General features: G+C 58.3%; 11 protein-coding genes. 7 read left to right on the top strand and 4 right to left on the bottom strand.

Annotation, left to right across the window (positions count from 1 at the left end; genetic code table 11):
* The first annotated feature begins 81 nt into the window (after positions 1-81).
* Positions 82-1,077 (top strand): aldo/keto reductase, encoded by a 996-nt coding sequence (locus CFII64_RS06660; RefSeq protein ID WP_020290017.1) that lies wholly within the window; start codon positions 82-84, stop codon positions 1,075-1,077.
* A 105-nt stretch (positions 1,078-1,182) separates the two neighbouring features.
* Here CFII64_RS06660 and CFII64_RS06655 read toward each other — a convergent pair whose 3' ends face one another.
* The 3 genes from CFII64_RS06655 to CFII64_RS06645 form a co-directional block, all read right to left on the bottom strand.
* Positions 1,183-4,866 carry a translocation/assembly module TamB domain-containing protein gene (locus tag CFII64_RS06655; protein ID WP_020290016.1) on the bottom strand — a complete coding sequence of 1,228 codons (3,684 nt, stop codon included), beginning with the start codon at positions 4,864-4,866 and terminating at the stop codon, positions 1,183-1,185.
* A 2-nt stretch (positions 4,867-4,868) separates the two neighbouring features.
* Positions 4,869-6,602 (bottom strand): autotransporter assembly complex family protein, encoded by a 1,734-nt coding sequence (locus CFII64_RS06650; protein WP_020290015.1) that lies wholly within the window; start codon positions 6,600-6,602, stop codon positions 4,869-4,871.
* 67 nt (positions 6,603-6,669) lie between these two features.
* Positions 6,670-7,320 (bottom strand): N-acetyltransferase, encoded by a 651-nt coding sequence (locus CFII64_RS06645; protein ID WP_020290014.1) that lies wholly within the window; start codon positions 7,318-7,320, stop codon positions 6,670-6,672.
* Positions 7,321-7,546: 226 nt separating this feature from the next.
* Between CFII64_RS06645 and xthA the strand changes: the two genes are divergently transcribed.
* Positions 7,547-8,359: an exodeoxyribonuclease III gene (xthA, locus tag CFII64_RS06640; RefSeq protein ID WP_020290013.1), complete on the top strand. Its 813-nt coding sequence runs from the start codon at positions 7,547-7,549 to the stop codon at positions 8,357-8,359.
* A 142-nt stretch (positions 8,360-8,501) separates the two neighbouring features.
* The gene (locus CFII64_RS06635) at positions 8,502-9,869 is read left to right on the top strand and encodes a substrate-binding domain-containing protein (protein WP_020290012.1); all 1,368 of its coding nucleotides are present in this window, start codon (positions 8,502-8,504) and stop codon (positions 9,867-9,869) included.
* Positions 9,870-9,957: 88 nt separating this feature from the next.
* Here CFII64_RS06635 and CFII64_RS06630 read toward each other — a convergent pair whose 3' ends face one another.
* Entirely contained in the window at positions 9,958-11,190 is a 1,233-nt protein-coding gene (locus tag CFII64_RS06630; RefSeq protein ID WP_020290011.1) for an acyl-CoA dehydrogenase, read from the bottom strand.
* A 169-nt stretch (positions 11,191-11,359) separates the two neighbouring features.
* On the opposite strand from CFII64_RS06630, the gene CFII64_RS06625 reads away from it, so the two are divergent.
* From CFII64_RS06625 to CFII64_RS29725, 4 genes are all read left to right on the top strand, one after another.
* Positions 11,360-12,310, top strand: coding sequence for a LysR family transcriptional regulator (locus CFII64_RS06625; protein WP_020290010.1), 951 nt, complete (start codon positions 11,360-11,362; stop codon positions 12,308-12,310).
* A 129-nt stretch (positions 12,311-12,439) separates the two neighbouring features.
* Positions 12,440-12,841: a MerR family DNA-binding transcriptional regulator gene (locus CFII64_RS06620; protein ID WP_020290009.1), complete on the top strand. Its 402-nt coding sequence runs from the start codon at positions 12,440-12,442 to the stop codon at positions 12,839-12,841.
* A gap of 29 nt (positions 12,842-12,870) precedes the next feature.
* Positions 12,871-13,770: a hydroxymethylglutaryl-CoA lyase gene (locus CFII64_RS06615; RefSeq protein ID WP_020290008.1), complete on the top strand. Its 900-nt coding sequence runs from the start codon at positions 12,871-12,873 to the stop codon at positions 13,768-13,770.
* Positions 13,771-13,968: 198 nt separating this feature from the next.
* Positions 13,969-14,280: a hypothetical protein gene (locus tag CFII64_RS29725; protein WP_156883151.1), complete on the top strand. Its 312-nt coding sequence runs from the start codon at positions 13,969-13,971 to the stop codon at positions 14,278-14,280.
* The last annotated feature ends 160 nt before the right edge of the window (positions 14,281-14,440 follow it).

Below are 14,440 nucleotides of genomic sequence, written 5' to 3'. Positions count from 1 at the left end.
CTTTTAGCGGGTTTATCCAGATTTTGTCGAGGAGTAAAACTGTCGCCACTTTCAATAACAGGCAACGACAGGAGTTCATCAATGCAAACCCGTCAATTGGGCCGTGATGGTCCGCGTGTCTCCGCTATCGGTCTTGGCTGCATGGGCATGACCGACTTCTACACCACCGGCAGCGACCGCAAGGAATCGATCGCCACTCTGCATCGTGCCTTGGAACTGGGCGTCACCTTGCTCGATACCGCCGACATGTACGGCCCGCACACCAATGAAGAGCTGCTCGGCGAAGCCTTGCAAGGCAAGCGCGACCAGGTGTTCCTGGCCAGCAAGTTCGGTTTCGTCCGCGACGCCAATGACCCCGCTGCCCGTGGCCTGAATGGCAGTCCCGAATACATTCGCAGCGCCATCGATGGCACTTTGAAGCGACTTAAGATCGAAACCCTCGACCTCTACTACCAACACCGGATCGACCCGCAAGTCCCGGTTGAAGAATCGGTGGGTGCCATGGCCGAACTGGTCAAGGCCGGCAAAGTCCGTTATCTGGGCTTGAGCGAGGCGTCCGCAGAAACCCTGGAACGGGCGCACAAGGTCCATCCTATTACCGCCCTGCAAACCGAGTATTCGCTGTGGAGCCGCGACCCCGAGGAAAATGGCAGCCTCGAAGCCTGTCGCCGTCTGGGCATTGCCTTTGTGCCTTACAGCCCGCTGGGTAGAGGCTTTCTGACCGGCACTTTGAAAAGCCCGGACGACTTTGCAGCGGATGATTACCGTCGCAGCGCGCCGCGCTTTCAGGGTGAGAACTTCGCCAGAAATCTACTGCTGGTTGAAGAAGTCCAGAAACTCGCCGCCGCTAAAGGCGTGACCGCCGGGCAACTGGCGTTGGCCTGGGTACTGGCGCAAGGCGACGATATCGTGCCGATCCCAGGCACCAAGCAGCGCAAATACCTGGAAGAGAACGTCGCGGCACTGGATATCACGCTCAGCGCCGGGGAGTTGCAGGCGTTACGGGATTTGTTTCCGGTTGAAGCCATTGCCGGGCAGCGTTACGGCGAGGCTTCGTTGAAGCTGGTGAATGGCTGATTGCGATTTTGTAGGAGCCAACTTGTTGGCGAGGCTCTGGTCCTGCGAAACCAGAAACATCGCCTCGCGAATAAATTCGCTCCTACGCAATGGCCTGTGCTTTCCTCAAAAATCCCGCTTATAGAAGATATCCAGCGAACTGGCGATGCCGCTGGCGGCTTCCAGATATACCTTTTTGCTGAGCATGTAGCGCAACGCAATGGTATTGGCCGGTTCGAATACGCCAACGCCGTAGCGCAGACTCAGCTTTTCGGTGATCTTGCCGCTGGCGACAACGTTGGTCTTGTCGCCGCTGCCCTGGGTGTCCAGTTCGAAATCCTTGATCCCCAGATTGTTCGCCAACTTGCCGGTTGTGGATTCGCTGCCAGCCAGGCCAAGGGCCAGCGCGGCCTGGGCCATCATGTTGCTGTCTTCGCCGGTATTATTCAGCGGCCTGCCCAGCACCAGATAAGACAACGCCTGTTCCTGGCTCATGGCGGGTTCGGAAAACACCGTTGTAGTGGGCTGTTCAGCACTGCCGGACAGGCGAATGCCGGCAATCACATCATCGGTTTGGCGAATCGCTTCGACATCGAGATAAGGCTGGTCAGCTGGCCCGGCAAACAATAGCCGCGCCTTGCGGATCGTCAGTCGTTGCCCATAGGCTCGATAGCGACCGTTTTTCAGGTTGAGTTCGCCTCGGGTGTCGAGGTTATCGCCAATATGCACCTGACCGATCAGATCTGCGGTGAGGCCAAAACCAGTGAAACTCAGTTTTTCCTGCCCAACCTGGACGTCGACATCCATGGCGATTGCCATGGGCGGTGCGCCTTGTTCGGTCTGATGCCCGACGATCACGGTATCGCCGGACAACTTCACGGTAGAAGCTGGCAGCTCCCGCACGGTAATCACGCCTTTGGGGATCAGAACTTTGCCGGAAACCCCTAGTCGGTCGCCGTGCATGGAGATTTTCAGATCAGGCGCAGCTTCCAGCGTCGCATAAGGTTCGACGGTGATCGGCAGGTGCGATCCCTTCAGGTTCAAGTCCACCAGCAGCGCCTGCCCCCAGCTGACCTGACCGTCCAGGCTGCCTTGGCCTGCGTCACCGCTTTTCCAGCCGCCCTGCAACTGAATGCTTTCCCCGGCAATCAGCGCCTTGATCTGTAGATCCTCAAGGCTGATGGGTAACTCCGGACCGGAAATCTCGCCCCCGCTCAGAATGACATTGCCATTGACCTGAGGCGCCAGCAGCCCGCCAGACAGTCGGCCGGTGCCGTTAAGTCGTCCTGTGAGCTTTTGCACCATGGGCAAAAAAGGTCGGGCAATCGAAATATCCAGGCCGCTGAGGTTGAAATCGCCCGTGAGTGTCTTGTTCTGAGCCAGCGGATCAATCTTGGCGTTGAGCAGTAGCGTGCCGAGTTTGCCACCGCGAAAAGCCAGGCGACTGTCGATGAGTTTGGGCGTCAGCGTGCTGTTCAGCACCAGACTCTCGTAAGGGAAATCCAGCCATTGCTTTTTATCCCGCACCCGCAACGTACCGCCGCTGGCGTTGATGGCGATCTGGCCATTGGGGCCCGCCGCTGGCACGTCGAGCTGAACATCGGCGTTGAGCGAACCTTTCCAGGCGAAATCCTTGGGCAGCCATTGCGCCAGACTGTCGAGCGGGAAGTTCTTGAGGTGGTAGCGCAGGCGTGGTTCCGGCATCAGCCGCTGGTCTTCGCCGCATAGGCTGGCAGGCCCGGAAAGCCAGCAATGCGCGCCGAAATTGATTTTGCCATCCGACAGCCGTTCGAGCTTGGCCGGCTGCTGCAAGCGCCAGTTCTGACCGCCACTCTGAAGCGCGCCGCTGGCCAATCGACCACGCCAGTTACCCTTGTCCAGATTGCCATCCAGCGCCAGGGCAAGTTTGAGCAACGGCCCCTGCAAATCGATTTTCAACTGCTGACGCTTGATATCGCCTTGGGCACCCACAATCAGCGTTCCCAATTGCGTGTCGCCCGCCTGGATGCCGCTGCCTTTCAGATCAATAACCGCACGCTGGGCGTTGTCGAGTTTGCCGCTCAGGGTCAGGCTTTGCAGACGATTGTCCTGAAACACCAGTTGCGCGCCTTGCAGTGCAAGCACAGCTTGTGGCGCTTGCACTGTGCCCGCCAGATCGAGACGACCCTTGACTTGCCCTTGCAGCCCAGGCCACAGCTGACCGAGACGTAACAGGTTCAGGTCCAGCTGACCGAGCAGGCGCTGCTGCAAGCTGCCATTGCCCTGAATGCGGTTGTCCCCAAGACGAATATCCAGCGCACTGACAGTCCATCTATCGCCGCTACCGTCCGCCTTGGCTTGCAATACCGCCGGTTGACCGCGCAAACGCCCCTTTAGATCAAGGTCAGCATTCACACTCAATTGTTCGTTCTTGAACTGGCCTTTACTGCGCAGCGGGCCCGCCAGGGTTCCGGGCATCTGCGCCAGCCAATAGGAGGGATCGATGGCACTCAGGTCCAGCGCCGTATCCCAGCCAATGCCGTCGGCAAATTGCAGATTCAAATGACCGCTGGCCTTGCCCTGCCCCGCAACCATTTCCAGCTGCGGCAGAAACACCTGGGTAAGGTCGCCGCTGAAGGGGCTGCTTAAGCTGAAAGCACCGGCGGGGCCGTCCAGATCAGAGCTGAAATGGCCCAGGTATCTCCCGTCGGTGTAGGACACTTCGCCGTTGAACGTGCGCAGTGCCACCTGCGGCTCAGTCACCTCGGGATACAGTCGATGCCAGGGGAAATCCAGCCAGGCAATTTTTGCGTCGGCGCGCAAGCCTTGTTCCCAGTTCAGCTTGCCGGTCAGGTTGAGGCGTTGCTGCGGGTTGGCGCTCAGGTCCAGCGCATCGATATCGGCGCCTTTTGCGTCAACTCTGCCCTTGATCGCCAGCGCAACCGGACCTTGCTCAGCAGGCAAAGTGGCAGCGCCGGTCAATTGATAACCGGCCTTGAGATCACCTTGGGCATCCAGCACCAGTTGATTGAGCTGCAAGGTGTCCGGCAGCGCCGCGCTGGCCTTGAATGCATCTGACGTGATCTTGAGTTGCGCCGGCAGATTTTCCAGCAGTGGCTGCAACTCGCCCGCCAGCCGGGCTTGCAAATACCCACTGCTGATCGCCTTCAGTTTCAGGGTCTTGAGCAGATCGCCCTGGATATCCAGATTGACCATCCAGGCTTTGTCATCCTGTGCAGGCAGTTTCAGCAGACCGCTGGCCGTCAAAGGCCAATCGCCTTGCGGCTTGAGCAAACCGGCCAGGTCCAGCACCAGATCGTCGCGTTGCAGATGCACGCTATCAATGCGCAGGCCTTCCTGAGTCCAGCGCGCAGCCAATTGCAGGTCACGCAGCTGCTCGCTGCCATCCAGTTGCAGGCTGCCGATCCGCACGTCGCCCAAACGAATGGCCAGCGGCAGCTTGAGATCAGGCAATGTAATCGGCCCGCCGCTGCTTTCGTCGCTGCCGGGGGCCAGTTGCAGACGGATTTGATCGGCCTGGAGCTGGTCAACGCACAGGGTCATTTTCAGCAAACAGCTCGGTGACCAGGCAAACACCGGCGCATCAAGCTCGGCGCGGGTTTCGGCTTGCTGCCAGACCAGATGGTCGGCACTCCAGCGTCCGCCGAGCGTGCCATTGAAGTTATCCACCTCAAGACCCGGCACCTGTTGCAGCGCCCAACGACTGCCCGCCTGGGTGCCGAGCAGCAACCAGAGCCCGGCGACGATCAGCAGTAACAAGGTAACCACGCCCAGGCCAATAATCTTCAGCGCGCGCTGCCAGGTAAACATCTTCACAGTTCCGGCCCCATGGAGAAATGCAGGCGGATGCCGCCGTCGTCGTCCAGCGCGTGGGCCAGATCCAGCCGCAGCGGACCGACTGGTGACACCCAGCGCACGCCGATACCCACGCCCGTCTTGAGGCTGGGCAGGTTCAAGGTGTTAAACGAATTGCCCTGATCGACGAAGGTCGCCACGCGCCACTTCTCGGCAATCGAATATTGGTACTCCACGCTGCCGGCCACCATGTAGCGCCCACCGATACGATCGCCATCGGAGTTCTCTGGCGACAGCGTCTGATAGTCATAGCCGCGCACGCTCTGATCGCCGCCGGCGAAGAATCGCAGGGACGGCGGGATCGACTTATAGCCATTGGTAGCGTTACCGCCGAACTGCACCCGCCCCAACAGGCGATGATTCTGCCCCAGAGTCGTGAGCCCTTTGAGCAGCACGTTGCCATGCAGCAGGTTTGAATCGGACATCAATCCTTCCTTGGCCACCTGTGCATCGAACTGCAAGCGATAGCCGTTGTGCGGATCGATCCGGTTATCGCTGCGCAGGAAGGAATAGCTGATGCCCGGCATCAGCAAGGTGCTGAGCCCGGAGTCGTCGCCAAGGCGGTATTCCTCGCGCTGCCATTTCAACGAAATCACCCGTTCCCAACCGCTGGGTAACCGGCTGTGCCATTCCGGGCCGACAGTCAGCAGTTTGCTCAACGTGTCAGTGCCGGCGATCTCCTCGTACTGATAGCCGCCGGCAAACCGCAGCTTGTCGGTCAGCGGCGGATCAAGGGGAATGTCATACCAGAGGCCGACGTTCTGGCGCGGCGCCGACAGCTCGGACTCAATGCCATAGCTGTGCCCCTGAGGGTTGACCCAATGGCGCGTCCAGTTAGCCTTGCCACGCGGCCCGACGTCTGTGGAATAACCCAGGCCGAGCCCCATGGTCCGCGGCTTGCGGGTGTCCAGCGCAACAGTTACCGGAATGCTCTGGCCGACGGCGGCAGTGGGGGCCGCGTCCACCCGGACGCCTTCGAAATAGCCGCTGGCTTGCATGGCCTGGTTCAGCTCGGCGATCAGCTCCGAATCGTAAGGCGTGCCTTCCTTGAACGGCACCATGCGCCGAAGCAGATCATCATCAAAGGGCGCATCGCCACTGAAACTGACCTTGCCGAGGGAGTAGCGCGGCCCGCTGTCATAGACCAGATCAATGTCCGCGACACCCGCCGCCGGGTCGACCGACAGGCGCTGCTGGGTAAAGCGGCCCGAAAAAAACCCGTAACGCGAAGCCTGATTCAGAATCAGGCGCTTGGCGTCTTCGTAATGACCATGATTGAGCACGGCGCCGCTTGTGAGGGCGGCGCTCTTGGGGATGCGAAATGCTTTGAGCGAGGCCGCCGGACCGTCAACCCGCACCGTGACATTGCGCAGATGGATCGGCTCGCCGGCTTGCACGTTGATCACCAGCTGCAAGGCGCCGTCCTTGCCTTTGACCACTTCGCTGTCGATGCGCGCCTGATAATAACCCAGTGCTTGCGAGGCCCGTTGCGCCTGTTCCTGCGCACCGATGCTGAAGTGTTCAAGGCTCTCTTGATCGCGCTCGCCCGGACTGCCCACGTAGCCTTCGATATTGGCTTTGAGCTCAGAGTTGGCCGGTGTGATTCTCACATCGAGTTGCGCAGCGGCCAAGGCCGCGACGCTTGAGAAAACGAGAAACAAACCGCTGAATAATTTTACAAAAGGCTTCATAGGCGCGAATGCTAACACGTGCGACAGGCGCCACTAAAACCCACCGAAAGGTATGAATTTCATACCCTTACGCCATGGCTTTGAGTGAAACCTGCGGATTTGGATGGAAAAACACGTGCTCTCGGACCGGTCCTACAGCCACCTCGCCGATTTCCTCGTAACCCTGTCGCTTATAGAACTCAAGGTAGCGAGGATTCCCAGTATCAACGACGATTCCTTGTGAGTTTTCGTCCACCGCGCACCAATCGTGCAGCGCCTGCAACAACTGTTCACCCAAGTGTTTGCCCTGAAATTCAGGATGGATGCCCAGCAACGGCAAGACGTGCACCGACTCGGACGGCAGGCACGCCAGCACCGCGTTGTAATACTCCAGATACCGCTTGGTGCAGTTGAAACCGGTGCTCAAGACCATGCGCAAACGCCAGGCCCAGCTTTCGGTAATGCCCAATCGACGCTGCGGCGGCGCAATCAATGCGGCGCCCACCAGCCGGTCGTTGACAAACAGTCCCAGCGCGGGCAGATCCTGCAGGAAGTGCTGCTTGACCAACTCGCGAACCGTCGCCCTCACCCGCTGCTCAAACCCGGGCCGCTGCGAGTTGAACAGGTAGGCAAAACTGGGCTCGTGGCGGTACGCGTGATACAGCAGCGAGCGCGTTTCCCGCGAGTAACCGCTGTCGAGCTGGCGAACTTCAGCCACGATGGCAGACGATTCAGGCATGAAAATTAACCTCATAGTGACGCAGCTGCTCGAACGGCAGCGTTCTGGTGCTACAAAGGCTTCGAGTCCCGGCCTGTGCCGAAAGTTGCGATAAACCTTTGCATGCGGCCTTGAGCGTAGCAGTCGGCTTATATTGAGGTTGTCACTGAGGTGGGCGACAGCGCACTGGCCGAGAACCTGCAGGTGGGCTAGCATCGCTTTTTGTTTTTCTCAGGACAGCCGTCACATGAAAATCGTCTCCTTCAACATCAATGGTCTGCGCGCCCGACCTCATCAGCTGGCGGCGCTGATCGAAAAGCATCAGCCAGACGTTATCGGCCTGCAGGAAACCAAAGTCTCGGACGAACAATTCCCTCAAGCCGACATCGAGGCGCTGGGTTATCACGTGCATTTCCATGGGCAAAAAGGCCATTACGGCGTCGCCCTGCTGTCGCGCAAGATGCCGCTGTCGCTGCACAAGGGCTTTGACACCGATGATGAAGAATCACAAAAGCGCTTCATCTGGGGCACTTTCGCAGACAACGATGGGCTACCGGTGACCATCATGAACGGCTATTTCCCACAAGGTGAAAGCCGTGATCACCCCACCAAATTCCCGGCCAAACAGCGTTTTTACAACGACCTGCAAGCCTTGCTGGAAACCCGCTTCAGCAACGACCAGCCGCTGGTGGTAATGGGCGACGTGAATATCTCGCCGCAGGATAGCGACATCGGCATCGGCCCGGACAACGCCAAGCGCTGGCTGAAAACCGGCAAATGCAGCTTCCTCCCGGAAGAACGCGAGTGGATGGAACGCCTTAAAGCCTGGGGTCTGGTTGACAGCTTCCGCCATCTCTACCCCGAAGTGATCGATCAGTTCAGCTGGTTTGACTACCGCAGCCGTGGCTTCGAGGATGAGCCCAAGCGCGGCCTGCGCATCGACCTGATCATGGCGTCCCATGGCCTGCAACCCAGGATCAAGGCCGCTGGTGTGGATTACGATTTGCGCGGCATGGAAAAACCGTCCGATCATGCGCCGATCTGGCTCGAACTGGTTTGATTTGATGGCATAACCCCTGGCCAGCCGCCGTCGCTGGCCAGGTCATCACGCACCAAAATCACGATGTTACCGCTCCGTCACATTCCAGTAACTTATCTGACTTATTCTCCCGGCACTTTCCTACTTCCATAAGGTGCCGCAGATGCTGCGCGCTGTGTTTTCTCTTCGAGTCAGCCGCCTTGCGACAACCTTGCTGGCGGGCGTTCTTCTGGCGCCTCTGAGCGTATCGGCGGCGCTGCCGATTCCCGCTGATAACACGCCTGCCTTGCGTATTCAGGGTTCCAACACCATTGGCGCGCAACTGGGGCCGGCGCTTGTCGAAGGTTTGCTGCGCAAGCAAGGCCTGCAATCGGTGCAGACCGAATCTGCGGCGACACCCAACGAAGTGCGGATATCGGCCACGACCGCTGAAGGCAAAGTGGTGTTCATCGAGGTCGCCGCCCACGGCTCGGGGACCGGTTTCGCCGCGCTCAAAGCCAATCTGGCCGATATCGCCGCCTCTTCGCGCCCGATCAAGAATCAGGAAGCACTCGACCTGGCGGCTTCTGGCGACCTGCGCAGCCACAAAGCCGAGCAAGTCATCGCGATTGATGGCGTCGCAGTGATCCTGCATCCCGGAAATCCCTTGCGGGAATTGACCACCGAACAGCTGGCGAAAGTGTTTGCCGGGCAAATCAGCAATTGGGAGGAATTGGGCGGCAGCGGCGGTCCCATTCATTTGTACGCACGGGACGAGCAATCCGGGACCTACGAGACCTTCAAGGAACTGGTGCTGCTCAAATACGGCAAAACCCTGTCGCGCAACGCCACACGCTTCGAATCCAGCGAACAGTTGTCGGACCGGGTGAGTCAGGATCGTTTCGGCATCGGGTTTATCGGCCTGCCCTATGTTCGCCATGCCAAAGCCGTGGCCGTGGCCGATGGCGAGGCCAAACCGATGTTGCCAACAGCAAGTCTGATTGCCACTGAAGACTATCCGCTCTCGCGACGCCTGTATTTATACCTGCCGCCCAACCTGCATCAACGCTGGGCTAACGCCTTGGTGCAGTTCGCCCAAAGCCCGGACGGACAGGCGATCGTCGCGCAAAACGGTTTCGTGGCGCAGACGGTGCAGGCCATCAAGGTCCAGGCCACGCCGCAAATGCCACGCGACTATCAGGCCTTGACCCGCGAGGCGCAGCGGCTTTCGGTGAACTTCCGCTTCGCCCAGGGCAGCGCAAAACTCGACAACAAGGCCCAGCTGGACCTGAAACGCGTCGTCGACTACCTCAAGCGCAACGACAAGTTGAACCAGAGCGTCACGCTGGTGGGCTTTGGCGATGCCAAGACCGATCCTGAGCGCGCGACGCTGCTGTCCAAGCTACGCGCCATGGCTGTGCGGCGGGAATTGCTGAAGAACGATGTGATCCTGCGCGACGTTCGCGGCTTTGGCGAGGAAATGCCCGTGGCGGGCAATGATGTGGACGAAGGCCGGATCAAGAACCGCCGGGTTGAGGTTTGGGTGAATTAACAATGTGGGACCGGATTTATCCGGGAAGAGGCACGTAGATCCGCCACTCTTCACCGGATATAACATCCATTCGCGAATAAATCCGCTCCTACAGTGTTGGCTCTTTGGCGTATCCCTTCGGCACATACTTGCCAATCTCAAACTTGCCGATGGCCGCACGATGGACTTCGTCCGGGCCGTCCGCCAGGCGCAGGGTGCGCTGCATGGCGTACATATAGGCCAGCGGGAAATCGTTGGAAACCCCGGCGCCGCCGTGAATCTGAATCGCCCGATCAATCACCTTCAGGGCAACATTGGGCGCCACCACCTTGATTTGCGCGATCTCGCTTTTCGCGACTTTGTTGCCGACGGTATCCATCATGTACGCGGCCTTCAGCGTCAGCAGCCGCGCCATATCGATTTCCATTCGAGAGTCGGCGATCTTGTCGACATTGCCGCCCAAACGGGCCAGCGGACGTCCGAAAGCAACACGACTGACCGCACGTTTGCACATCAATTCCAGAGCGCGTTCGGCCATGCCGATGGAACGCATGCAATGGTGAATGCGCCCCGGCCCGAGTCGACCCTGGGCGATCTCAAAACCCCGACCCTCGCCCAACAGGACATTCTCGTAAGGGACTCGCACGTTTTCGAATAACACCTCAGCGTGACCATGAGGTGCGTCGTCGTAGCCGAAAACCGGGACCGGCCGTACGATTTTCACGCCTGGGGTATCGGTGGGTACCAGGATCATCGAGTGTTGCTGATGACGTGGGCCATCGGGATCGCTCAGGCCCATGAAGATCAGAATCTTGCAGCGCGGATCGCAGGCGCCGGACGTCCACCATTTGCGGCCATTGATCACCCACTGATCGCCCTGGCGCTCAGCGCGGGCCGCCATATTGGTGGCATCCGAAGACGCGACATCGGGTTCGGTCATGGCAAATGCCGAGCGAATCTCGCCGCGCAATAACGGCTCAAGCCACTGGGTTTTTTGCGCCTCGCTGGCATAACGCACCAGCACTTCCATATTGCCGGTGTCCGGTGCCGAGCAATTGAAGGGTTCCGGGCCCAACAGCGAACGACCCATGATTTCCGCCAGCGGTGCGTATTCCAGGTTGGTCAACCCCGCACCCAATTCTGATTCAGGCAAAAACAGGTTCCACAACCCTTCAGCCTTGGCCTTGGCCTTGAGCTCTTCCATGATCGCGGTGGGCTGCCAGCGGTCGCCTTCGGCAACTTGACGTTCGAACACCGGTTCAGCGGGATAGACAAAGGCATCCATGAACGCGGTGACGCGTTCGCGCAATTGCTGAACCTTCGATGAGTACGCAAAATCCATGGGCAGCTACCTTCTGATGAGCTTATCTGGTCATGAATTCGATGCTAGGCCAGCGACCAACATTTATCTAACCTATTCTCGGCGTGTATAAACATTCATAACCGATATATAGTCGGGCCACGCAGCCAACGAGCCGCGACACAACAAAAACAGTAATGAGGCGCATCGAATGAACCTGAGCAAGGTCGATCTCAATCTATTCATCGTGTTTGACGCGATCTATACCGAAGCCAATCTGACCCGCGCCGGGCAGATCGTCGGCATCACCCAGCCGGCGGTGTCCAACGCCCTGGCCCGCCTTCGGGAAACCTTCAACGACCCGCTGTTCGTGCGTACCGCCCAGGGCATGGTGCCTACCCCCATGGCCCAGAACATTATCGGGCCGGTGCGTAATGCGCTGTCGCTGCTCAGGGTTTCGGTGCAGGAAAGTCGCATTTTCAACCCGCTACAGGCCAACAAGAACTACCGCATCAGCATGACGGACCTGACCGAAGCGGTAACGCTGCCGGCCTTGTTCCAGCGTCTGCGACGCCTGGCACCCAATGTCACGATTGAAAGCTTCCTGTCCAAACGTCGCGAGACCACCAAGGAACTGGCGGCCGGACGTCTTGATTTTGCGGTTGATGCACCGTTGAACACCGATCCTCAAGTGCGGCACGTCAAGCTCATGGAAGACAAATATGTCTGCGCCATGCGCCGTGGCCATCCGCTGGCGGGCAAGGAACTGTTCAAGCTCGAAGACTATTTATCGCTGACGCATATCCATATTTCCAGCCGCCGCAGCGGCCTCGGTTATGTCGATCTGGCGCTTGGGAAGATGGGTATCCAGCGCAAGGTTGCCTTGCGTTCCCAGCATTACCTGATGGCGTCGCAAGTGCTGCAACAAACCGACATGGTCATGACGGTGCCCGAGCGCTTTGCCCGACGTCACGACCTGCATTACGTGGCATTGCCAGTCAACGATGTGCCATCGGTAGAAACTCATCTGTATTGGCACGAAAGCACTGATCAGGACCCGGCCAACCGCTGGATGCGCGAGCAGATCATCGAGCTGTGTCAGACCATCACGGCGAAGGAAAATACCTCGAAAGAACTTCATTTAGATCATGCAACTAGCTGATTTATACAATCTAAATCTTACTATTTAATGCTGATTCTAGATTGACCGGATTGACCGGGCGGCCCGATCGCTTGACGTTAACGTTAACTGCGCCGTAGGTTAGCTCCAAGTTTCCCGTCGAGCGTTCTCATGAGCAACCAGACCTATAGCATTTCCGACCTCGCCCGCGAGCTGGACATCACCACCCGGGCGATCCGCTTTTATGAAGAGCAAGGCATGCTGGCCCCTGAGCGTCGGGGGCTGGAGCGCATCTATTCAGCCCGTGACAAGGTCACCCTGAAACTGATCCTGCGCGGTAAGCGCATCGGCTTTTCCCTGGCTGAGTGTCGGGACTTGATCGGTCTCTACGATCCAAGTGGCGGCAACCGCAAACAATTGCACACCATGCTGGAAAAGATCATCGAGCGTCGTAACCAGCTTGAACAGCAATTGCTGGATATTCAGCAAATGCAGCTGGAGCTGGACACAGCCGAGGAACGCTGCAAGCTGGCCCTGGATAAAATTGATGAAAATCAGTTGATTACTGAATAATTCCCGACACTTTCTAGCTGGAGACCGGTATGTCGCTGCCCAAAAAAGTACGTCTGGTAGAAGTCGGCCCACGCGACGGCCTGCAGAATGAAGCGCAGCCCATCAGCGTCGCCGACAAGGTTCGTCTCGTGGACGACCTGTCCGCCACAGGCTTGAGCTACATCGAGGTCGGCGCTTTTGTCTCGGCCAAATGGGTGCCGCAAATGGCCGGTTCCGCCGAGGTGTTCGCGCAAATCCAGCGTAACGCTGGCATCACTTACGCAGCACTGGCGCCCAACTGGCGTGGCTTCGAAGATGCGCTGGCCGCTGGCGTGAAGGAAGTCGCGGTGTTTGCCGCAGCTTCCGAAGCGTTCTCCCAGCGCAACATCAATTGCTCCATCAGCGAAAGCCTGGAACGTTTCGCGCCGATCATGGAGGCTGCGCGCCTGCATGGCATCAAGGTGCGCGGTTACGTGTCCTGCGTCCTTGGCTGCCCTTATGAAGGGGAAGTAGCGCCGCAACAGGTCGCGGCAGTCGCCAACGAGCTGCTTGCCATGGGCTGCTACGAGATCTCCCTGGGCGACACCATCGGCACTGGCACGCCCGGAGCCACCCGGGACTTGATCGATGTGGTCGCAGGGCAAATCCCCCGAGGCAAACTGGCCGGGCACTTTCACGACACCTACGGACAAGCGCTGGCCAACGTCTACGCAAGTCTGCTGGAAGGCATCGAGGTGTTTGACAGCTCAATTGCCGGGCTGGGCGGCTGTCCCTATGCCAAAGGCGCCAGCGGCAATGTCGCGACCGAGGATGTCCTGTACATGCTCAACGGCCTCGGGATAGACACCGGAGTCGACCTGGACAAACTGATCAGCGCCGGTCGACGCATCTGTGAGGTGCTTGGACGAGAAACCGGTTCCCGCGTGGCGAAGGCACGTCTGTCGGACTAGCATGCGACAACTTGTCACAGAGTGTTACCCTGCGCACCGCAACGTAGGCGGCGAATAGACGCAAACGGGTAACACGGAAACAGATTTCCATGCGTCAGCCAGCTTCATCTGCCATCGAAATCTGCGCAGCCCCCGAATTTAAAGGACTTGGCAAAACTGGCACGGGTCCTGCTATATCTCACGTACAACAAGAATAAAATGTGCAGTAACCCAATAAAAACAATACGTAACGGCTCTGACATAACAAGAACAACACGGGACGCAGCTAACAGATTTTTTTGGAGTGGATTCGCTTTTCGAAGCTTCTGGATTGCAGAACCTTCACAACCGGACAGAGAACAACAAAACTACCTTCAGGTAGCTCCAGAACTGGTTGAATCGATTGATAAAAGCAGCATCAGCGCTCAAAAAAATACGTTTGCTCTTGATCCCGCATGGGGATCGCTCAAAAAAAGCAGTCAAGGCCAGGTCGCCAAAAACAACAATAGGCCAGCCGATAATAAAAAATGAGCATGCAAAAATAACTTGGAGGGGAGCTTAGGCTCCCCTTCGTGCTTTCTGTCGTTTGAAGCTGTCATCCCCCCTTCCCGCTTGGCCCTCTCCCTCTATCCGATGCAATGATTGCGCGTTTGACACTCGACAGCCGCAGGTTTACGTTAACGTAAAGGTC

The sequence above is a fragment of the Pseudomonas sp. CFII64 genome (assembly GCF_000416235.1).
Taxonomy (GTDB): domain Bacteria; phylum Pseudomonadota; class Gammaproteobacteria; order Pseudomonadales; family Pseudomonadaceae; genus Aquipseudomonas.
Note: the sequence above shows the minus strand (reverse complement) of the source record. Positions and strands in the feature narration are given on the sequence as shown.